The organism is Streptomyces sp. NPDC039480 (genome assembly GCF_055597165.1).
The window spans coordinates 431,689-452,247 of record NZ_JBVITX010000007.1 but is presented as its reverse complement, the minus strand read 5'-3'; the positions used below and the strand labels follow the sequence as shown (position 1 = coordinate 452,247).

19 protein-coding genes and 1 tRNA gene are annotated in these 20,559 nt (G+C 70.9%); 7 read left to right on the top strand and 13 right to left on the bottom strand.

Annotated elements, in window-relative coordinates:
- Positions 1-29: 29 nt before the first annotated feature.
- The 9 genes from ACZ56E_RS23980 to galU all read right to left on the bottom strand — a co-directional run bounded on the left by ACZ56E_RS23980 (position 30) and on the right by galU (position 7,595).
- Positions 30-1,277, bottom strand: coding sequence for an ATP-binding protein (locus ACZ56E_RS23980; RefSeq protein ID WP_471217136.1), 1,248 nt, complete (start codon positions 1,275-1,277; stop codon positions 30-32).
- Positions 1,278-1,287: 10 nt separating this feature from the next.
- Positions 1,288-1,746, bottom strand: a complete 459-nt coding sequence (locus tag ACZ56E_RS23975) for a hypothetical protein (protein WP_471217134.1) — start codon at positions 1,744-1,746, stop codon at positions 1,288-1,290.
- Between the two features lie 120 nt (positions 1,747-1,866).
- Positions 1,867-1,940: transfer RNA gene (locus ACZ56E_RS23970), tRNA-Ala, on the bottom strand.
- Positions 1,941-2,026: 86 nt separating this feature from the next.
- A complete protein-coding gene (sepX, locus tag ACZ56E_RS23965; RefSeq protein ID WP_471217131.1) occupies positions 2,027-3,262 on the bottom strand; it encodes a divisome protein SepX/GlpR in 1,236 nt (411 codons plus the stop codon).
- 227 nt (positions 3,263-3,489) lie between these two features.
- Positions 3,490-4,113 carry a GNAT family N-acetyltransferase gene (locus ACZ56E_RS23960; RefSeq protein ID WP_468610626.1) on the bottom strand — a complete coding sequence of 208 codons (624 nt, stop codon included), beginning with the start codon at positions 4,111-4,113 and terminating at the stop codon, positions 3,490-3,492.
- A complete protein-coding gene (locus ACZ56E_RS23955) occupies positions 4,110-4,625 on the bottom strand; it encodes a MogA/MoaB family molybdenum cofactor biosynthesis protein (RefSeq protein WP_471217228.1) in 516 nt (171 codons plus the stop codon). The genes ACZ56E_RS23960 and ACZ56E_RS23955 overlap by 4 nt, the downstream gene beginning before the upstream one ends.
- Positions 4,626-4,723: 98 nt before the next feature.
- The gene (gene moaC / locus ACZ56E_RS23950; protein ID WP_362998686.1) at positions 4,724-5,248 is read right to left on the bottom strand and encodes a cyclic pyranopterin monophosphate synthase MoaC; all 525 of its coding nucleotides are present in this window, start codon (positions 5,246-5,248) and stop codon (positions 4,724-4,726) included.
- Positions 5,249-5,332: 84 nt separating this feature from the next.
- Positions 5,333-6,679, bottom strand: a complete 1,347-nt coding sequence (glp, locus tag ACZ56E_RS23945; protein ID WP_471217129.1) for a molybdotransferase-like divisome protein Glp — start codon at positions 6,677-6,679, stop codon at positions 5,333-5,335.
- Between the two features lie 4 nt (positions 6,680-6,683).
- Positions 6,684-7,595 carry a UTP--glucose-1-phosphate uridylyltransferase GalU gene (galU, locus tag ACZ56E_RS23940; RefSeq protein ID WP_468610308.1) on the bottom strand — a complete coding sequence of 304 codons (912 nt, stop codon included), beginning with the start codon at positions 7,593-7,595 and terminating at the stop codon, positions 6,684-6,686.
- Positions 7,596-7,731: 136 nt separating this feature from the next.
- Here galU and ACZ56E_RS23935 point away from each other — a divergent pair, with 136 nt between their 5' ends.
- Positions 7,732-8,307: a 5-formyltetrahydrofolate cyclo-ligase gene (locus ACZ56E_RS23935; RefSeq protein ID WP_471217128.1), complete on the top strand. Its 576-nt coding sequence runs from the start codon at positions 7,732-7,734 to the stop codon at positions 8,305-8,307.
- A 91-nt stretch (positions 8,308-8,398) separates the two neighbouring features.
- Here ACZ56E_RS23935 and ACZ56E_RS23930 read toward each other — a convergent pair whose 3' ends face one another.
- Positions 8,399-11,236, bottom strand: coding sequence for a penicillin acylase family protein (locus ACZ56E_RS23930; RefSeq protein WP_471217126.1), 2,838 nt, complete (start codon positions 11,234-11,236; stop codon positions 8,399-8,401).
- Positions 11,237-11,442: 206 nt separating this feature from the next.
- Here ACZ56E_RS23930 and ACZ56E_RS23925 point away from each other — a divergent pair, with 206 nt between their 5' ends.
- The 6 genes from ACZ56E_RS23925 to mscL all read left to right on the top strand — a co-directional run bounded on the left by ACZ56E_RS23925 (position 11,443) and on the right by mscL (position 17,187).
- On the top strand, positions 11,443-12,999 hold the full coding sequence (locus ACZ56E_RS23925) for a potassium/proton antiporter (RefSeq protein WP_471217124.1): 1,557 nt from the start codon (positions 11,443-11,445) through the stop codon (positions 12,997-12,999).
- 233 nt (positions 13,000-13,232) lie between these two features.
- Positions 13,233-14,504, top strand: a complete 1,272-nt coding sequence (locus tag ACZ56E_RS23920) for an MFS transporter (protein ID WP_468610314.1) — start codon at positions 13,233-13,235, stop codon at positions 14,502-14,504.
- Positions 14,505-14,571: 67 nt separating this feature from the next.
- Complete coding sequence (locus ACZ56E_RS23915; RefSeq protein WP_468610316.1) at positions 14,572-14,907, top strand: FmdB family zinc ribbon protein; 336 nt, start codon at positions 14,572-14,574, stop codon at positions 14,905-14,907.
- An 86-nt stretch (positions 14,908-14,993) separates the two neighbouring features.
- A complete protein-coding gene (locus ACZ56E_RS23910; RefSeq protein WP_471217121.1) occupies positions 14,994-15,854 on the top strand; it encodes an S-methyl-5'-thioadenosine phosphorylase in 861 nt (286 codons plus the stop codon).
- Between the two features lie 166 nt (positions 15,855-16,020).
- A complete protein-coding gene (locus ACZ56E_RS23905) occupies positions 16,021-16,572 on the top strand; it encodes an RcpC/CpaB family pilus assembly protein (protein WP_471217226.1) in 552 nt (183 codons plus the stop codon).
- 138 nt (positions 16,573-16,710) lie between these two features.
- Positions 16,711-17,187, top strand: coding sequence for a large conductance mechanosensitive channel protein MscL (gene mscL, locus ACZ56E_RS23900; RefSeq protein WP_471217118.1), 477 nt, complete (start codon positions 16,711-16,713; stop codon positions 17,185-17,187).
- Positions 17,188-17,218: 31 nt separating this feature from the next.
- On the opposite strand, the gene ACZ56E_RS23895 is transcribed toward mscL, so the two are convergent.
- Genes ACZ56E_RS23895 through pflB form a run of 3 tightly spaced genes read right to left on the bottom strand, consistent with a single transcriptional unit; the run spans position 17,219 to position 20,546 of the window.
- The gene (locus ACZ56E_RS23895) at positions 17,219-17,422 is read right to left on the bottom strand and encodes a hypothetical protein (protein ID WP_398303347.1); all 204 of its coding nucleotides are present in this window, start codon (positions 17,420-17,422) and stop codon (positions 17,219-17,221) included.
- 37 nt (positions 17,423-17,459) lie between these two features.
- A complete protein-coding gene (pflA, locus tag ACZ56E_RS23890; protein WP_471217115.1) occupies positions 17,460-18,230 on the bottom strand; it encodes a pyruvate formate-lyase-activating protein in 771 nt (256 codons plus the stop codon).
- 30 nt (positions 18,231-18,260) lie between these two features.
- Positions 18,261-20,546: a formate C-acetyltransferase gene (gene pflB / locus ACZ56E_RS23885; protein WP_471217112.1), complete on the bottom strand. Its 2,286-nt coding sequence runs from the start codon at positions 20,544-20,546 to the stop codon at positions 18,261-18,263.
- Positions 20,547-20,559: the final 13 nt, after the last annotated feature.

Sequence of the window (20,559 nt, the reverse complement as noted above, 5' to 3'; positions counted from 1 at the left end):
AGCCCCCCAACCCCCCAACCCCCGGAGGGTCACCGCAAAGCCGACCGCAGGTCGAACTCGACCAACGCCCCACCCCCCACCGAATTGGCGAACCGCAACCCCGCCCCCAACACCCGCGCCTGCCCCTGCGCGATGGTCAGCCCAAGCCCAAGCCCCACCCCCTCCCTCCCACCCCCGCTCCGAAACCGCTGCGGCCCCCCGGACAACAGGGACTCCGGAAACCCACCCCCGGAGTCCCGCACCCGCACCACCCCACCGTCGACCTCCACCACCACCGGCACCGCCCCATGCCGCAACGCGTTGCTGACGAGGTTGGCCACCACCCGCTCCACCCGCCGAGGATCGGTAACCACCTCCACATCCCGCACAACATCCACCGTCACACCCCCCACCCCGCCGCCCCCGCCGCCCCCGGCGGCTCCCGCAGCCCCCGCCGCAACAGACCTCCGCACCACCGCCCCCAGTGCACACACCTCCGCCGCAACCTGCTCCCCCGCCCCATCGAGCCGCGCCACCTCGATGACGTCGTCGACAAGCTCCCGCAACCGCCCCGCGGCCTCCCGCACCAGCTCGGACGGCCGCCCCGGCGGCAGCAACCCCGCCGCCGTGACCATGCCGGCCACCGGCGTACGCAGTTCGTGCGCGATGTTCGCCGTCACCTCACGCTCCGCCTGCAACCGCGCGGCAAGCGCGTCGGCCATCGTGTTCACGGCGGCCGCGAGCTGAGTGATCTCGTCCTTGCCCCGCAAGGGCAACCGCGCCGTCAGATCCCCGTCGGCGATGCGCCGCGCCGCCCCCGCCTTCGTCCTGAGGCGCCGCCCGAGCCGCGTCGCCACGAGCAGCCCCGCCGCACACGCGAGCGCCGTCCCGATACCGCCGGAGATCCACAGCACCCGGTCCAGGTCCCGTACGGTCTCCGCCTCCCTGTCGTACGGGCGCTTCAGCGCGACGACATGCTCGCCGTACTTGCTCGCCGCCCACAGCTGCGGCACCCGCCCGCTCCGGTCCAGATAGACGCCCCACCGCCCCTTCGCCACGGCCCCGGCGAGCGGCCCCGGCAGATCGGCGGGGTCGATGAGGGTGCGGTCCCCGTCGATCCCGGCCGCGTGGTCCTGCACGGCGGTCCGCAGCCGGTCCCCGATCTGGCTGCGCGCGGCCGCGTACTGCGCGTCGACGGTGCGGTGGTGCACGAGGAGCCCCATCACCGCGGCCACCACGGCCGCGGTCGCCGCGATGGCGAGCCCGATCTTGGCGCGCAACCCCATCCCCACACTCATGCCCGTGCCCTCAGAGATCCGGGGCCGACAGCCGGATGCCCTGGAACTGCACGTTCACCGCCGCGGCGGGCAGTTCCTCAGGCTTCCTCGGCTCGACGGTGGCCCGCCGGTAGTACGCCACGCCCTCCGGCCGCTCCAGACCGCTGAGCGTCAGCGTCGCGTCGTACGGCCTGTCACGGCACCCGGGTCGGCACCACGGGCCGCCGAGCTTCCCGGTGGCCCGCGCGGTCGGCCCGCCCCAGTCCCGCCAGCTCAGCTCCGCGACCACGACGGACTCGGTGAGCTCCACCTCGGCCGGCTGCTGCAGCGGCCGCCCCGACACGTCGGCCACATAGACGGGCCCGGCCACCCGCGTGGGCCGCAGCGCGGGCCCCTCCACCCGCAGCCCCCGGGGCTCGGCACACCCGCCCACGAGCACGGCGGCCAGAAAAGTGCCGCAGATCACGGCAACCCGCAAAGGGGACAGCATGGATCAAATGTATCCAGCTACGGATAAACCACACGGGGGCCACACCCGAGGACCACACCCATGGAGCGCAACGCAAAGATCCCGCCCAGTTCGATGAACTGGACGGGATCTCATGTGCAGTGGACCTGTGGGGATTTGAACCCCAGACCCCCTCGATGCGAACGAGGTGCGCTACCAGACTGCGCCACAGGCCCTTGCAACGAGTGAAACTCTAGCATCCCGATCCGGGTGCTTGGAAATCCGTTCCTGGCTGGTCAGCCGGTACGGACCTCGCCGCGCTTCACTCGTTGGCCGCACGCGGCCGGTCGCCGTCCTCGTACTGGTCGAAGAGCGGCGTGCGGCCGCGCTCGCGAGCGCGCCGCGCGGACGCCGCCCGGCGCTTGTCGCTGCGCCCGCCGCCCGCGTCCGCGCCTTCGGCTCCGTCGATGTCCCCCGGGCCCGCGGCCGACCGCTCCTGCTCGGCCGCGCGCTCGGCGGCCGGCTCCGCCGTGCTCGACCGCACGGAGCTCCAGACGTCGGGCGCGCCCAGGTCGACGCTGCCGGTGGCGCGCGGCGCGACCGGCGCGGTCACGTAGGTCGGCAGCGGTACCGGGACCGGGTCCCAGCTGTCGCCGCGGCCCGGGCCGCGCTGCCGCTCCCGCTGCTGGTCGACCCACTCCGCGTGGTCGGTCTGCTCGACGAGGGCGCGGCGGTCCGCGGCGAGCGCGGAGAGTCCGGTCTCCGTCTCGGGCGCCTGCCCTTCCTCCACCGAACCGTCGGGGACGTGTTCCGTGCCCGCGGGCCTGCGGCGGGGCTGCCGCTCGCGCAGCCGCTGCGCCGCGGCCTCGGCCCTGCGGCGGTCCATCGTGTAGGTGAAGCGGCGCCGCTCCTGGCCGCGCAGATAGACGATGTACGCGCTGAGCAGCACGGCGGGCCCTGCGGGCGCCCACAGGAAGGCGAGCCCGCCGACCGCGGCGACGACCGTGCCGGCCGTGAAGGCGAGGAAGAGGAGCACCGTCGTGCGGCGGCGCCGGGCGAGGACCTTGACGCGCCGGGCGCGCGCGGCGGCCTCCGCCGACGCGGCGCGCTGTGCGGGCGTGGGCCGGGCGGCCGGGTCCTTGCCGGGGGCCTGGGCACGGGGCGCGGGCGCGCGTTCGGGTTCGCGCTCCCGCTCACGTTCGGGCTCCCGCTCCCGCTCGTGTTCGGGTTCGCGCTCCGCCCGGTCGGGCCGGTCGGCCCGGTCCGGTCGGGATGCCGCCGTGTCGGACGGGGGCGCGACGAAGGACCGGACGTCCACCGAGCCGGTGATGACGTCCGGGTCGTCGAGCGACTCCCCTTCCTCGGGCGAGCGCGCTTGCAGGTCCCTGGCGTATCGGCGCTCCATCCCCGCCCGTCCGGACAGCAGCCGGATGGCGGTGCTGAAGCGTTCCGTCGGACGGGCTTCGTTCAGCTCGTCCTGCCTACGGAGCCACATCGGCACCAAGTAGGCGGCCCAGGCCCCGACGATGACTGCGTAGATGAGGCCGCTGCTGCTCACGCTCACACGGTAGAGGGGTTTGCATGAGGCCATCTGCCAATTGCGCCGGTGTGTCGCACGATCTGGCTGATATCTCGAACTTTTTTTGTGACTGATGCGATCAACGACGCGTCACGAGCGGGAAATTAATGCCTGAGACAAGTCTCATACTCGCCTCATACTCGCCTCGGACGGACCTTCGACGATCAATTTCGAACACATATTTCATTTACGGAGGTGACGGCCCGTTAGGCCGTGTTCCGAGGTCGCGCCTGGTGCCAGCGGCGCAACAGCCCTTCCGGGACCTCTTCGGCCGTGAGCGCGAAGACGAGATGATCCCGCCACGCGCCGTCGATGTGCAGATACCGCGGGCGGAGTCCCTCCTCGCGGAATCCGAGTTTCTCCACGACCCGTCGGCTCGGCGTGTTCTCGGGGCGAATACAGACCTCGATACGGTGCAGCCCCACCGAACGGAAGCAGTGGTCGACGGCGAGCGCCACGGCGGTCGGCATGACCCCGCGGCCCGCGACGGACTCGTCGACCCAGTAGCCCACGTGCCCCGAGCACATCGATCCCCAGGTGATCCCCGCGACCGTCAACTGCCCGACGAGACGGCCCCGGTACTCGATGACGAACGGCAGCATCCGGCCCGCGTTGGCCTCCGCGCGCAGATGGCGGACCATCTGACGGTAGGTGGGACGGTGCACGATCGGGCCGCTGGGGGTGGGCGGCGGGATCGTGGCCTCCCAGGGGCGCAGCCAGTCGCGGTTGCGCCGGTTGACGTCGCGCCAGGCCCGCTGGTCACGCATCTTTATGGGACGGAGGGCGATGTCGCCGTCCGTCAGCTCGACGGGCCAGGAGGAGCCGTTCAGCTCACACCCCCGGGCGGGCCTGCATGGTCGCCGCCCCGCAGCTGGTCGACGGCGTGCCTCAGCAGCGGCTCCAGGACGGCGAGTCCGTCGCGTACGCCTCCGGTGGAGCCCGGCAGGTTCACGATGAGCGTCCGGCCCGCGACCCCGGCGAGCCCGCGCGAGAGCACGGCGGTGGGGACCTTGTCCCTACCGTACGCGCGGATCGCCTCGCCGATGCCCGGCACCTCGTGGTCGATGACGCGGCGGGTGGCCTCGGGGGTGCGGTCGGTGGGCGAGATGCCGGTGCCGCCGGTGGTGAGGATGACGTCGTAACCGGCCTCGGCGCCCGCACGCAGGGCCTGTTCGACGGGGTCGCCGTCGGGGACGACCTGGGGTCCGTCGACGGCGAAGCCGAGCGCGGTGAGGCCCTCGACGAGGATCGGCCCGCCCCGGTCGGCGTAGACGCCCGCGGCGGCGCGGTTCGACGCGGTCACGACGAGCGCGCTGTACGGCGCGAGCAGGGCGCCGCCCAACGACGCGTCCGGTCCTGTCTGCCGCGGCGTCCCGCCCGGCTCCCGACCCGCCTGCGGCGCCGCGTCGTGCTCCACGCGTGCGTGCCCGTCACCCGCGCTCACGCCCCGGCTCCTTCCCGGCTCCACGTCCCCGACTTGCCGCCGGTCTTCTCCTCCACCCGTACGTCCGTGATGACGGCGCCCTTGTCGACGGCCTTCACCATGTCGACCACCGTGAGGGCGGCGACGCTCACCGCGGTGAGGGCCTCCATCTCGACGCCCGTGCGGTCCGTCGTCTTCACCGTGGCGAGGATCTCGACGGCGTCGTCCGCCACGGAGAGGTCGAGCTTCACTCCGGAGACGGCCAGCGGATGGCAGAGCGGGATCAGGTCCGGCGTGCGTTTGGCGCCCATGATCCCGGCGATCCGCGCGGTGGCCAGGGCGTCGCCCTTCGGCACGCCCTCACCGCGCAGCAGCTCGATCACGCGCGGCGAGACCAGGACGCGGCCGCTGGCGCGGGCGGTGCGCGCGGTCACGTCCTTGGCGGACACATCGACCATGCGGGCCGCGCCCGCCTCGTCGATGTGGGTCAGTCGCTGCTGGTCAGGGGCTCCGGGGGTGTCCCCCCGGGAAATCGCGGTCATGTGCTTGGCGCTCCCGGTCCGGGCTCCGCGCGGTGCGGCGCGCGGGCCTGTTGTGCGCGACACGGTACCGCGCGGGCGGCCTCCTCAGCCGAGCAGGACCACCTCGACGTCCGTGCCCGGCTCCACCGAGGTGGTGTCCTCGGGGACGACGATCAGCGCGTCCGCGTGGGCGAGGGCGGCGATCAGATGCGAGCCGGACCCGCCGACGGGCGTGACGTCGCCGGCCGCGGCGTCGTACCTCCCCCGGAGGAACTGGCGGCGTCCCTCGGGCGAGTGCAGCGCCTTGTCCGACACCAGCTTCGCGCGCGTGGTGGACCGGCGGACCTCCGGGAGGCCCATGAGGGTGCGGATCGCGGGGCGCACGAACAGCTCGAAGGAGACGTACGAGGACACGGGGTTGCCCGGCAGTGCGAGGAGCGGGGTGTGGTCGGGGCCGATGGAGCCGAAGCCCTGCGGCTTGCCGGGCTGCATGGCGATCTTGCGGAACTCGACGCCGCTGCCCGCCCCGATGCCGTCCTCGGCGTCCGGGTCGCCGATGGCGGTCAGGGCCTCCTTCACGACGTCGTAGGCGCCCACGCTGACGCCGCCGGTGGTGACGATGAGGTCGGCGCGGATCAGCTGGTCCTCGATGGTGGAGCGCAGCGTCTCGGCGTCATCGGCGACCGCGCCCACGCGGTAGGCGATGGCTCCGGCGTCGCGGGCGGCGGAGGTGAGGGCGAAGCTGTTGGAGTCGTAGATCTGGCCGGCCGCCAACTCCTCGCCGGGCTGGATCAGTTCGCTGCCGGTGGACATGACGACCACGCGCGGGCGCGGGCGCACCTTCACCGTGCCGCGGCCGATCGCGGCGAGCAGGGCGATCTGCGGAGGGCCGAGGACGGTGCCCGCGGACAGGGCCCGGTCGCCCGCCCGGACGTCGCTGCCGCGCTCGCGCACGTGCGCCCGTGCCTCGGCGGGGCGGTGCACGCGGACCTCTCCGGAGGCACCTTCGGGGGCGGCGCTGTGGGCGCGCATCCCGGAGACGGGGCCCTCGCCCAGGCCGCCGTCGGTCCACTCCACGGGGACAACGGCCTCGGCGCCGGGCGGCAGCGGGGCGCCGGTCATGATGCGGGCGGCCTGGCCCGCGCCGACGGTGGGCTGCGCGCCCGCGCCCGCGGCCACGTCGCCGATGACCGTCAGGACGGCGGGGAACTCCTCGCTCGCGCCCGCGAGATCGGCGACCCGCACCGCGTAACCGTCCATGGAGCTGTTGTCGAAGGGCGGCAGCGAGACGGGCACCGTGACGTCCTCGACCAGGACGCAGCCCTGGGCGTCGAGGAGTTGGAGCTCGATCGGTTCGAGCGGGCGGACGGTCGCGAGGATGTCGTCCAGATGCTCTTCCACCGACCAGAACTCGGGCCGGCCGGTGGTCGGTGTCGTCCTGCTGCTGCTCAAAGTGCTACATCTCCTCGGTGACGTAACTGCGAAGCCAGGCCTGGAAGTCCGGGCCCAGATCTTCACGTTCGCACGCGAGTCTGACAATGGCACGCAGATAGTCGCCGCGGTCACCGGTGTCATAGCGGCGGCCCTTGAAGACCACGCCGTGCACCGGGCCGCCGATCTTCTCGTCCGCGGCGAGCTGCTGGAGGGCGTCGGTGAGCTGGATCTCGCCGCCGCGGCCCGGCTCGGTCTTGCGCAGGACGTCGAAGACGGCGGGGTCCAGGACATAGCGGCCGATGATCGCGTAGTTGCTGGGCGCGTCCGCGACGTCGGGCTTCTCGACCAGGTCGGTGACCTTGACGATGTCGCCGTCCTCGGTGGCCTCGACCGCCGCGCAGCCGTAGAGGTGGATCTGCTCGGGGGCCACCTCCATGAGGGCGATGACGCTGCCGCCGTGCAGCTCCTGGGTCTCGACCATGCGGGCGAGGAGCGGGTCGCGCGGGTCGATGAGGTCGTCGCCGAGGAGGACGGCGAACGGCTCCCGGCCGACGTGCGGTGCGGCGCACAGGACGGCGTGACCGAGCCCCTTGGGGTCGCCCTGGCGCACATAGTGCATCGTCGCGAGGTCGCTGGATTCCTGGACCTTGGCGAGGCGGGCCTCGTCGCCCTTCTTCAGGAGGGCGGACTCCAGTTCGTAGTTGCGGTCGAAGTGGTCCTCCAGGGGGCGCTTGTTGCGGCCCGTGACCATGAGGACGTCGTCGAGACCCGCGGACGCCGCCTCCTCGACCACGTACTGGATCGCCGGCTTGTCGACGACCGGCAGCATCTCCTTGGGGGTCGCCTTGGTGGCCGGCAGGAAGCGTGTGCCGAGGCCCGCCGCGGGGATGACCGCCTTGGTGATCCTGGTGTGGGGGGGTTGAGACTCAGTCATGGCGCCCACCATATCCGGTGCCTATGTGCGGAATCTGTGGGTCCAGATAATTTCTCGGCATATGCGCCGACCAGGAACGATTTGGGAGATCCCTGTGAGCCGAACCGGCGGAGCAGACGGCCAGCCAACCAAGCGGATGTTGCGGCGAGACTTCCTCGCGGTGAGAAGCGGGTTGACGGCGGATGACGTGCGGAAGGCGGCCGCGGCCCTCGCCGAACGCGCGCTGGAACTACCGGAACTCGCCGCCGCGCGGACCGTCGCGGCGTACGTCTCCGTGGGGAGCGAACCCGGCACCCGCGCACTGCTCGACGCCCTGCACGCGCGCGGGACCCGCGTCCTGCTCCCGGTGCTCCTCCCGGACAACGACCTGGACTGGGGCGTGTACGCCGGAGAGGGCTCGCTCGGCCGCGTACAACACCTGGGGAAGATCGAGCTGCTGGAGCCCGCGGGGGCGCGGCTCGGGCCCGACGCCGTCCTGGAGGCGGACGCCGTGCTGCTGCCGGGGCTCGCCGTGGACACGCGCGGGATGCGGCTCGGGCGGGGTGGCGGATCGTACGACCGGGTCCTCGCCCGCCTGGAGCGGTCGGCGGCCGACCCCGCGCTCGTGGTGCTCCTGTACGACTCCGAAGTCGTCGCCCACCTCCCCGAAGAGGCACACGACCGGCCGGTGCACGCCGTCGTGACGCCGTCGCGGGCGCACCGCTTCCGCTGAGACCCGGGACGGTCACCGAGGCCTCGGGAACGCCGAAAGGGCCCTCCACGCGTGCGTGGAGGGCCCTTTCAGGATGTGACGTGCGCGACCGTCAGGGGCGCAGCACCAGCTTGTCGCTCGTGCTGCCCTCGACCGCCTTGTCCGTGTAGGCCCACGGCAGGAGTTCGCCCTTGGCCCACTTGTCGGTCTGGTCGGTGTAGTGGGCGTTGTACGCGTGCCCCGAAGCGCCGGTGAGGTTGATCCACTTGGACTTGTCGAGGTCCTTGAGGTTCACGACCATCCGCATCGACGGCACCCAGAGCACTCCGTAGCCGCCCGCCGCGTTCCAGCCGGTCGCGTTGACCGCGGCCTCGCCGCCGCCGAGCTTCCACGGGCCGCGGTTGAGCACGTACTGCACCCAGCCGGGGCCTTCGGTGCCGAGCGTCTGGTTCTTCAGCGTGAGCCGGTGCAGGCGGCCCCAGCTCCAGGTGTCGATGTCCTTGCCGAGCTTGGCCGTCAGGTCCCAGCGCGCGTCCTCCAGGGCCCGCGCGAACAGCTGGTCGCGGGTCTTGGTCTCCTTGTCGGTGCGGGTCCCCGGCGACTTCCACCAGGCGTTGGTCTCGTCGTCGATGATCTTGCGGATCACCTCGTAGTAGCGGTCGCCGCCGTCCGGCTGGGCCGAGTCCGCGTCGCGCTCACCGCACTCGCGCACCTTCTTGCCCTCGTCGGCGGGGCCGGTGTTGCCGGCCGGCTCGACGCTCAGGCACTGACCCTTGACGCGCAGCTCCTTGGGGAGCTTGTTGCCGAAGGCCAGCTTCAGGATGTTGCGCCAGACCGAGTTGAAGTACGCGGCAGCCGCCGAGTCGGCGTCCTGGGTGTAGTCCCAGCCTTCGAGCAGCTTCTGCGCCTCGCGGACGTACTTGTCCTTGACGTCGATCTTCAGCAGCTTGGGCACGAGCAGCTTGGCGATCTCGCTGCTGTTGTCCATCTGCATGAGGCGCATGTCCTCGGTGGAGATCTTGCCGCCGTTCTTGATCTTCGACTGGATGAGGTCGTCGATCCGCTGGCTGCGTGCTCCGTAGCCCCAGTCCGAGGTGAGCTTGTACGGGTACTTGTCGCTGATCACGGCCTGGTTGGCGGTGACGATGTAGCCGCGCTTGGGGTTGTACTCGTACGGCAGCGCATCCTGCGGGATGGAGCCGGTCCAGCGGTAGTCGCGGTCCCAGCCGGGCGCGGGGAGCGAGCCGTCGCCCTTGCCGCGGGTGGGGATCTTGCCGGGTGCCTGGTAGCCGATGTTGCCGTCGGTGTCGGCGTAGATCAGGTTCTGGGACGGCACTTCAAAAGAAGCGGCCGCCTTGCGGAACTCCGTGAAGTTCTTCGCCTTGTTGAGCTCGAAGACGGCGTCCATGGACTTGCCGGGGGTCAGCGCGGTCCAGCGCAGCGCCACTCCGTAGCCGTCGCCCCGGTCGGGGGCCGCGGTGTCGACGTGGGCCTTCTTGCCGACCTTGACCAGCTCGTCGTTGCGGTCGGAGATCAGCGGGCCGTTGTTGGTCTCGCGGACCGTGATCTTCTTCGACTTGCCGCCCGCGACCTTGATGGTCTCCTCGCGCGAGGTGAACGGCAGCACCTTGCCGTCGTACTGGTAGCCGTCCCCGGTGAACTTCTCCAGGTACAGGTCCGTGACGTCGGCGCCGAGGTTCGTCATGCCCCAGGCGATGTCCTTGTTGTGGCCGATGACCACGCCCGGCATCCCGGAGAAGGTGTAGCCCGAGACGTCGTACCCGCACTTCTCGGAGACCGACCGGCAGTGCAGGCCCATCTGGTACCAGACGGAGGGCAGCTGCGGCGCCAGGTGCGGGTCGTTGGCGAGGAGCGGCTTGCCGGTGATGGTGTGCTCACCGGCGACGACCCAGGAGTTCGACCCGATGCCGTTGCCGTTCGGGCCGAGGATGGCCGGGACCTCGTCCAGGGCTCCGGAGAGGCCGTTGAGCTGCGACTGGAGCCCGTCGGGGGCCTGGGCGCCGCCCGCGAGGCCGCTTCCGGCCGCGCCGCCGGTACCGCCCGTGCCGGTGCCTGTACCCGTGCCCGTCCCGGTGCCTGTGCCGGTGCCTGTGCCCGTACCAGTGCCCGTACCCGTCCCGGTGCCGGTCTGCGTGTCGGTGGCCGTGGCGTCGGGGTCGTACTCCTCGGTGACGCTGTTGTAGGCGCCCTCGCGGACGATCGGCTTGTTCCGCTTGTACGGGTACTTCGGGTACAGGTCCTTGATCTGCGACGGGCCGAGGCGGCTCGTCATCAGGGAGCGGTCGATCTCGTCCTGCATGTTGCCGCGCAGGTCCCAGGCCATGGCCTTCAGCCAGGCCACGGAGTCGACGGGGGTCCACTCCTGCGGCTTGTAGTCGTTCTTGAAGCCGAGCGCCGCGTACTCGACGGAGATGTCCTTGCCGTCCTTGCCGGCGAGGTAGGCGTTGACTCCCTTGGCGTACGCCTGGAGGTACTTCTTCGTCTCCGGCGAGAGCTTGGAGTCGTACTCCTTCTTCGCCACCCGGTGCCAGCCGAGCGTGCGCAGGAATTCATCGGTCTTGACCTGGCCCTTGCCGAACATCTCGGAGAGCCGCCCGGAGGTCATATGACGACGGACGTCCATCTCGTAGAAGCGGTCCTGCGCCTGGACGAAACCCTGGGCCATGAAGAGGTCGGCGTCGGAGTCGGCGTAGATCTGCGGGATTCCGTTCCCGTCCCGCTTCACCTCGACATTGCCCGAGAGGCCGTCGAGCTTGATCGTTCCCTTGGTCTGCGGGAAGGAGGCGCGCACGGTGCTGATGCTCCAGTACGCGCCGAAGCCGATGCCTCCGACGATGGCCAGGACCAGGACGATCACGACGAGTCGGGCTCGGCGCCCCTTCTTCTTGCCGGACTTATGACCGGAAGAGGCGGTGGTGTTGGAGGGCATCGCTGTCCTTGCTGTCCTTACGCGAGCGGCAGGGCGGGCTGTGCTGTCGACTGGGCGGCTCTGGGAGCGCAGGAGCAACCATAGGCGCAGGGCGTTCCGGCTCCGGACGCGGAGTCAGGAACCCGCGCCTCAAAAGATCGAATAACCATTCGAAGGCGTCAAGGAAGCGTTAACAATTAGGTAAGGTAACGAAGTACTCCTACGTAGTGCTCGGCTTCCCGGCGGAGCACTCGGCTCAGCAGCGGAAGGAACGGCCCCTGACTGTCCACCACCTCAACCAGCTCCTGCTCGTCTGCTCGCTCGTGCTGCTCGTCGCCGTGGCGGCGGTCCGCGTCTCGTCGCGCAGCGGGCTCCCCAGCCTGCTGCTCTACCTGGGCATCGGCGTCGCCATGGGCCAGGACGGCGTCGGCGACGTCCACTTCAACAATGCCGAACTGACGCAGGTCATCGGCTATGCGGCCCTGGTCGTGATCCTCGCCGAGGGCGGCCTCGGGACGAAGTGGAAAGAGATCAAACCGGCCCTGCCCGCGGCGGCCGTGCTCTCGACCGTCGGCGTCGCGGTGAGCGTCGGCGTCACGGCCGCGGGAGCCCACTATCTCGTCGGCCTCGAGTGGCGGCAGGCGCTGATCATCGGTGCGGTGGTCTCGTCCACGGACGCGGCCGCGGTCTTCTCTGTGCTGCGGAAGGTGCCGCTCCCCTCCCGTGTGACGGGAATCCTGGAAGCGGAGTCGGGGTTCAACGACGCCCCTGTGGTGATCCTCGTCGTGGCGTTCTCCACGGCGGGACCGGTGGACGACTGGTACGTACTGATCGGCGAGATCGCCCTGGAGCTGGCGATCGGCGCCGCGATCGGCATCGCGGTCGGCTGGCTCGGCGCCTACGGCCTGCGGCACGTGGCGCTGCCCGCCTCCGGCCTCTACCCCATCGCCGTCATGGCGATCGCGGTCACCGCGTACGCCGCGGGCGCCATGGCGCACGGCAGCGGCTTCCTGGCCGTCTACCTCGCCGCGATGGTGCTCGGCAACGCCAGGCTGCCGCACTGGCCCGCCACCCGCGGCTTCGCGGAGGGGCTCGGCTGGCTCGCCCAGATCGGCATGTTCGTCCTGCTCGGGCTGCTCGTCACGCCGCACGACCTGCTCGACGACACCTGGCACGCGATCCTCATCGGCCTGGTCCTGACCGTGGTGGCACGCCCCCTGGAGGTCGTGCTCAGCCTGCTGCCGTTCCGCACGCCGTGGCAGGAGAAGGCGCTGCTGTCCTGGGCGGGCCTGCGCGGCGCCGTGCCCATCATCCTGGCCACCATCCCGATGGTGAGCGGCGTCGAGGACAGCCAGCGGATCTTCAACATCGTCTTCGTCCTGGTCGTCGTCTACACCCTCGTACAGGGCCCCACGCTGCCCTGGCTGGCCAGGAAGCTGCGGCTCGGCGACGGCTCGGAGGCCGCCGACCTCGGCATCGAGTCCGCGCCCCTGGAGCGCCTCCAGGGGCACCTGCTCTCGGTCGACATCCCCAAGGGTTCCCGCATGCACGGCGTCGAGGTGGGCGAGCTGCGGCTGCCGCAGGGCTCGGCGGTCACGCTGGTCGTCCGCGACGGAGAATCGTTCGTGCCGCTGCCGACGACGGTGCTGCGGCGCGGCGACGAGCTCCTGGTGGTGGCGACGGACCCGGTGCGGGACGCGGCCGAGCGGCGGCTGCGGGCGGTCGGACACGGCGGAAAGCTGGCCGGTTGGCTGGGAACCGACGGAGAAAAGCACCAATCGTAGGTGGCGGGGGTCTCATCGGCTGCGAATACAGGGGCCGATGGGACGTTCCCCTGTACGATAAAGGCACCAGATCGAACCAACTCTGCCTGAAGCAGAGCTGGCGCGACCGTATGGCGGCCGAGGCACCCTCGCAGTGGGGCCCGGCATCTACCGCAGTTCCGCGCAAGAGGACAGCTCTCGGCGTCGTCGCCCTACCAGGGCGACCGCTACCAGGCGGCAGAAAGGCACGGGCCGTGGCATCCACGGTCACCGAATCCCGCCCGGGTTACGGACAGCTCCTGCGCACCCCTCGCGCCTGGACGTTCCTGCTCCCCGGCTTCGCGGCGCGACAGCCGTTCGCGATGCTGACCATCTCCATCGTCCTGCTGGTGCAGCACACCACCGGCTCGTACGGTGCCGCGGGCGCCGTCTCGGCCGTCACCGGCGTCTCCATGGCGCTCTTCGCCCCGTTCACCGGCAAGCTCGCCGACCGGTTCGGGCAGCGCGCCGTCCTGCTGCCCGGTGTGCTCGTCCACTCCGCGTCCGTCGTCACGCTGACGGTGCTCGCGCTCTCCGACGCCCCCCTGTGGGCGCTCTTCGTGGCCGCCGTGCCCGCGGGCGCGTCGACGCCGCAGATCGGCCCCATGGTGCGGGCCCGCTGGGGCGTCAAGCTGCAGGACTCCCCCCTGGCCACCACCGCGGCCGCCTTCGAGTCGGTCACCGACGAGCTGACCTTCGTCCTCGGCCCGCTCCTCGCCACCGCCCTGTGCACCGGCATCTCGCCCTCCGCCGGACTCCTCACCGAGGCCGGGCTCACCCTGGTGGGCGGTCTGCTCTTCGCCGCGCAGAAGAGCACCCAGCCGAAGCCGTCCGCACACGACGACGCCCACGCGCGCGTGGAGCACGTCTCCGCGCTCCGCATCCCCGGAGTGCGGGTCCTGATCGTCACGTTCCTCGGCATCGGCGCCGTCTTCGGCGGCATGCAGGTCTCGCTGGCCGCCTTCACCGAGTCGATCGGCCAGCCCGGCCTGAACGGTGTCCTGTACGGCACGTTCGCGGCGGGCAACATGCTCTCCGGTGTCGCCTGCGGCGCCATCGCCTGGAAGATCTCGCCGCAGCGCCGGCTCCTCGTCGGGTACGCGGCACTCACCCTGATGGCCTCCGGACTGTGGGCCGCGCACTCCGTGCCGCTGCTCGCCGGTCTCGGTCTGCTGGTCGGCGTCTGCATCGCGCCCGCCCTGATCACCGGCTACACGCTGGTCGACAAGCTGGTCGCGCCGACCGGCCGCACGGAGGCCTTCACCTGGCTGACCGGCGCGGTCGCGCTCGGGCAGGCGGCGGCCGTCACGGTCGCCGGACAGCTGGAGGACCGCTTCTGGGACGGGGCCGGATTCCTGGTCCCGCTGGGCGGCACGGCACTGGCCCTCGTGGTCCTCGTGACGCTGCGCTCGCGGCTCGCCCCGAAGTCCGCGGGCCGCACCGTGGCACGTGGCGTCGGTCACCGCGTGCCCGTGTCAGTGGACTGATCCCGCGGAATACGTCACTATGGACCGTCGTTAGCACTCATCGAGTGAGAGTGCCAGGAGGAAGCAAGTGCCGACGTACCAGTACCAGTGCACCGAGTGCGGCGAGGGCCTCGAGGCGGTGCAGAAGTTCACCGATGACGCCCTGACCGTTTGCCCCAACTGCGACGGACGCCTCAAGAAGGTGTTCTCGGCGGTCGGCATCGTCTTCAAGGGCTCCGGCTTCTACCGCAACGACAGCCGCGGCTCGTCGTCGAGCAGCACTCCGGCGAACGCGTCGTCGAAGTCGTCGGGCTCGTCCGACTCCGCGGCCTCGAAGACCTCGTCGTCTTCGTCGTCCACCTCTTCCTCGGACTCCAAGTCGTCCGGCTCCTCCTCGACGTCCACGTCGAGCTCGGCCGCGTAGGACTTCCCGCAGGCTCTTCCGTGTGACCCCGCCGTCCTGTGACGGCGGGGTCGTCGGCATGTGCCGCCCCGGCTACTGTGCGGGCCATGGTGAACACGGCGAAGGCGAGCGTCGCGCGGGCCGAGATCGGCGTGATCGGCGGCTCCGGCTTCTACTCCTTCCTCGACGACGTGACCGAGACGCAGGTCGACACCCCCTACGGAGCCCCGAGCGACTCCCTCTTCCTCGGTGAGGTCGCAGGCCGACGGGTCGCCTTCCTGCCCCGGCACGGCCGCGGCCACCACCTGCCGCCGCATCGCATCAACTACCGCGCCAACCTCTGGGCGCTGCGCTCCGTCGGCGTACGGCAGGTGCTCGGGCCGTGCGCGGTCGGCGGTCTTCGCTCCGAGTACGGGCCGGGCACGCTGCTGGTGCCCGACCAGCTCGTGGACCGCACCCTTACGCGCGCGCAGACGTACTTCGACGGTGTGCCGCTGCCCGACGGAAGCGTGCCGAACGTCGTACACGTCTCGCTCGCCGACCCGTACTGCCGCGCGGGCCGCGGAGCCGCACTGAAGGCCGCACGCGGCCGCGACTGGGAGCCGGTGGACGGCGGGACGCTGGTCGTCGTCGAGGGGCCGCGCTTCTCCACCCGGGCGGAATCGCGCTGGTACGCGGAGCAGGGCTGGTCGGTGGTGGGCATGACCGGCCACCCCGAGGCGCCGCTCGCCCGTGAACTGGAGCTCTGCTACACGTCGCTGGCGCTGGTCACGGACCTGGACGCGGGCGCGGAGAGCGGCGAGGGCGTCTCGCACGACGAGGTCCTGCGGGTGTTCGCCGCCAATGTGGACCGGCTGCGGGGCGTGCTGTTCGACACGGTCGCGGGGCTGCCGCAGGGCGGCCGGGGGCGGGAGTGCGGGTGCGCGGGGGCGTTGGGCGGGATGGATCCGGGGATTCGGCTGCCGTAAGAGGGCTTGGGGCTCGAGTCTCGGGCCGACCGGCCTGTGAGCGGCTGGAAGTCCCCCTTCGGGTGAGGGAGTTGTCCACAACCGGCGAGTAGTCCACGGGGCTCAGCGGGAATCGGCGGGGGCCTGCATCGTGGGAGCGGAAGCCCAGCTCCTCGCACCGCAGGCGGTGGTTGTCGTGACGCACGTACCCCCTCAGACCCGACCGGCAGACGGACGCCCGGTCCCCCAGTTCCCGCCCGTGCGGGTGCGCGGCGGTCATCCGCGGCTGCGCCGGCTGCTGCGGCACAGACGTCGGGCGATGGCCGTGGGGCTCGCGATGACCGCCGCCGCGCTCGCGATCACGGCACCGCGCGACGCGGCCCGCCCGCAGGAGATCGCGTCCGTCGCGGGGCCGAGGGACGCGGCGGAAGCGGCGTCAGCGGCGGGGGCAGCCATGGTGGCGGCGCCCGTGCGGATCGCGGACGCGGAGGCGGCGCGCCTGCTCCGGCCCGGCGACCGGGTCGACGTGATCGCCGCCGAAGGGCCGCCCGCAGCCGGCGCGAAGCCCCGCGTGGTGGCGGCCGGAGCGCGCGTGTCCGAGGTGCCCGAGCCGGGGGAAGGGGCTGGGCAAGGGGGCGCCGAGAGCGGTGCGTTGGTGGTGTTCTCCGTCCCGAGGGACACGGCGGCACGGCTGGCCGGGGCCGGGGCGAGCACACGTCTCGCGGTGACCCTCCGATGAAGCGGAACGTTCACGATCGCACTGACAGCCTGTCAAGTAGCTCGTTCGTGCGGGACGATTGGACAGGCTGGCCATGGGCTCACGTAGGTTGCGAAGTTGTTTGTTCAGCAACCCGCACATGCAACGAAAGGCCTCGTGGTGAGCGAGAAGAAGGAACCGGGTGTCTGGGAGGGCTTCAAGGCCTTTCTGATGCGCGGCAATGTCGTCGACCTAGCGGTCGCGGTGGTCATCGGCGCCGCGTTCACGAACATCGTGAACTCGGTGGTCAAGGGTGTCATCAACCCGCTGGTCGGCGCCTTCGGGACGAAGGACCTCGATCACTACAGCTCGTGCCTGAAAGCGCCCTGCGAGATGAACGCCGCGGGCGAGGTCAGCAAGGGAATCCCGATCATGTGGGGTTCCGTGCTCAGCGCGGTCCTCAGCTTCGTGATCACCGCGGCCGTCGTGTACTTCCTGATGGTGCTGCCGATGGCCAAGTACCTCGCGCGGGTCGCGGCGCGGCGGGCCGCGAAGGAGGGCGCGAAGGAGGTCATGGAGATCACCGAGCTGGAGGTGCTCAAGGAGATCCGCGACGCCCTGGTGGCGCAGCGCGGCTCGGGGCACCGCGAGGAGTAGCGCGCCGGTCGGCCTTGGGGGTCGCGCGGGCTCAGAGGTGGTGGGGCGGCTTCTCGTCGAGGAAGCGCGCCAGGTCGGCGGCGCTGTCGCCGCCGGTCTCGGCCCGCTCGCCCCACCCTCGGTCCGTGTCGTCCGAAGACTGCTGCGACAGCGGGTCGTCGAAGACCAGCTTGTTCTTCGCCTTGGGCTTCGGCTTGTCCGGATCGCGCGGTTCGGGGGCGGGGGCGGTACTCATGCCTCCAGAGTACGTCGGCCGGGACCGGCCGCCCGGTTCAGACGGCCGTGAGCCCCTGAGCTGCGAAGATCTCCTTTGCGGCGGCCACCTGGCCCGGAGTGGGCGAGGGAGTGCCGCGGAGCGTGAAGTCCTTGCCGAGCGCGTCCCACTTCGCCTCGCCCAGCTTGTGGAAGGGCAGCACGTCGACGCGCGAGACGTTGCCGAGCGAGGCGGCGAAGCCGGCGACGCCCTCGATGTTCGCCGGTTCGTCGGTCACTCCGGGGACGAGGACGAAGCGCACCCACGTCTCCTTGTCGAGGCCGGCAAGGCGGCGGGCGAAGTCGAGGGTGGGCCGCAGGGGGCGGCCGGTGAGGTGCCGGTAGGTGCCGGGGTCCCAGGACTTGATGTCGAGCAGGACCAGGTCGACGTCGCGGAGCAGGGCGGCGGTGGCCCGGCCGCCGAGGTGGCCGGACGTGTCGAGTGCGGTGTGCAGCCCCAGGTCGTGCTTGAGGCGGTGCAGGAGCTCGCCGGTGAAGACGGGCTGCAGGAGGGGTTCGCCGCCGCTGACGGTGGCTCCACCCCCCGCCGCGGAGATGAACCGGGTGTATCTGGCGGCTTCCCCGAGGACGTCGTCGGCCGTGGTCCGCTTGCCGTCGCGCATCCGCCAGGTGTCGGGGTTGTGGCAGTACAGGCAGGTGAGGGGACACCCCGCGAGGAACGTGACGAAGCGCGCCCCGGGCCCGTCGACGCCGGTCGACAGGTCCCAGGAGTGGACCGAGCCGGTGACGGGGCGGCGGGTGACGGCCGCCGCGGGGGTGAGGACAGCCATGGCGGTACTCCCGGACTGCTCGTGGAGGGCTCAGAGGGAGCCGTGGAAGGTGCGGTTGATGACGTCGAGCTGCTGGTCCCGGGTGAGCCGGATGAAGTTCACCGCGTATCCGGAGACCCGGATGGTCAGCTGCGGGTAGTTCTCCGGGTGCCGCATGGCGTCCTCCAGGGTGGCCTTGTCGAGCACGTTCACGTTCATGTGGAAGCCGTCGCTCGCCATGAAGCCGTCCAGGACTCCGGCGAGGTTCGCGACACGCTCCTCGGAGGTGCGGCCGAGTGCGTCGGGGGTGATGGTGTTGGTCAGCGAGATGCCGTCCTCGGCGTCGTCGTAGGGCAGCTTGGCGACCGACATCGCCGAGGCGATGTAGCCGTGCTCGTCGCGGCCGTTCATCGGGTTGGCGCCCGGGGCGAAGGGCGTGCCGGCGCGGCGGCCGTCGGGGGTGTTGCCGGTCTTCTTGCCGTAGACGACGTTCGAGGTGATGGTCAGCACCGACTGGGTGTGCACCGCGTTCCGGTAGGTGGGGTGCTTGCGGACCTTCTCCATGAAGCCGTGCACGATGCGCCGGGCGATGTCGTCGGCGCGGTCGTCGTTGTTCCCGTAGGCGGGGTAGTCGCCCTCGATCTCGTAGTCGACGGCGAGGCCCGTCTCGTCGCGGATCACCCGCACCCTGGCGTGCTTGATCGCCGAGAGCGAGTCCGCGGCGACCGAGAGCCCGGCGATGCCGCACGCCATCGTGCGCAGGACGTCCTGGTCGTGCAGCGCCATCTCGATGCGTTCGTAGGCGTACTTGTCGTGCATGTAGTGGATGACGTTGAGCGCGTGGACGTAGGTCTTGGCGAGCCAGTCGAGCATCGCGTCGTACTGCCGCACGACCGTCGGGTAGTCCAGGTGGTCGCCGTCGATGGGTGTGAAGCCCTGGACGACGGTCTTGCCGGACTTCTCGTCCCGGCCGCCGTTGATCGCGTAGAGGAGGGCCTTGGCGACGTTGACGCGGGCGCCGAAGAACTGCATCTGCTTGCCGACGGCCATCGCGGAGACACAGCAGGCGATCGCGGTGTCGTCGCCGTACTTGGGGCGCATCAGCTCGTCGGACTCGAACTGGATGGCCGAGGTGTCGATGGCGGCCTTGGCGGCGAAGTCCTTGAAGCCCTGGGGCAGCCGCTGCGACCAGAGGACGGTGAGGTTCGGCTCGGGAGCGGGGCCGAGGTTGTAGAGGGTCTGCAGGGCGCGGAAGGTGGTGCGCGAGACCAGGGGGCGGCCGTCCTCGCCGATGCCGGCCATCGTCCAGGTGACCCAGGTCGGATCGCCGGAGTACAGCTCGTTGTACTCGGGGGTGCGCAGGAAGCGGACGATGCGGAGCTTGATGACGAAGTCGTCGATGAACTCCTGGGCCTCGGACTCGGTGATGCGACCGGCGTCGATGTCGCGCTGGAGGTAGATGTCGAGGAAGGTGTCGATCCGGCCGATCGACATGGCCGCGCCGTTCTGCTCCTTCACGGCGGCGAGGTAGGCGAAGTAGAGCCACTGGACGGCCTCGCGGCCGGTGGTGGCGGGCCGCGCGATGTCGTAGCCGTACGCCATCGCCATGGCCTTCAGTTCCTTGAGGGCCTTGATCTGCTCGGAGATCTCCTCGCGGCCGCGGATGACGTCCTCGGTCGCCCACTGTTCGCCGAGGGCGGCCTTGTCGGTCTCCTTCGCGGCGATGAGCCGGTCGACGCCGTAGAGGGCGACGCGGCGGTAGTCGCCGATGATGCGGCCGCGGCCGTAGGCGTCGGGCAGGCCGGTGATGATGCCGGAGGAGCGGCAGGCGCGGATCTCGGGGGTGTAGGCGTCGAAGACACCTTCGTTGTGGGTCTTGCGCAGGTGCGTGTAGATGTCCCGGACGTCGGGGTCGGCCTGGTGGCCGTAGGCGTTGAGCGCGCCCTCGACCATGCGCCAGCCGCCGTTGGGCATGATGGCGCGCTTGAGCGGCGCGTCGGTCTGCAGGCCGACGATGAGGTCCCTGTGGTCGGCTGCCGAGCCGTCGACGTAGCCGGGCTTGAAGGCGTCGATGCGGGAGGGGGTCTTCACGTCCACGTCGTGGATGCCGCGCTCTATCTCGGTGGGGAACATCGAGAGGAGCTTCTGCCAGACCTGGGTGGTGCGTTCGGTCGGTCCTGTCAGGAAGGAGCCGTCTCCTTCGTACGGGGTGTAGTTCCGCTGCACGAAGTCACGGACGTCGATGGAGTCCCGCCACAGGCCGCCCTGGAAGCCGTCCCAGGCCTCGCCGTCCCGAGCCTCACCGTTCACTGTCGTTTCCATAGGGGTGGCAGTCATGATCCGCACCTTC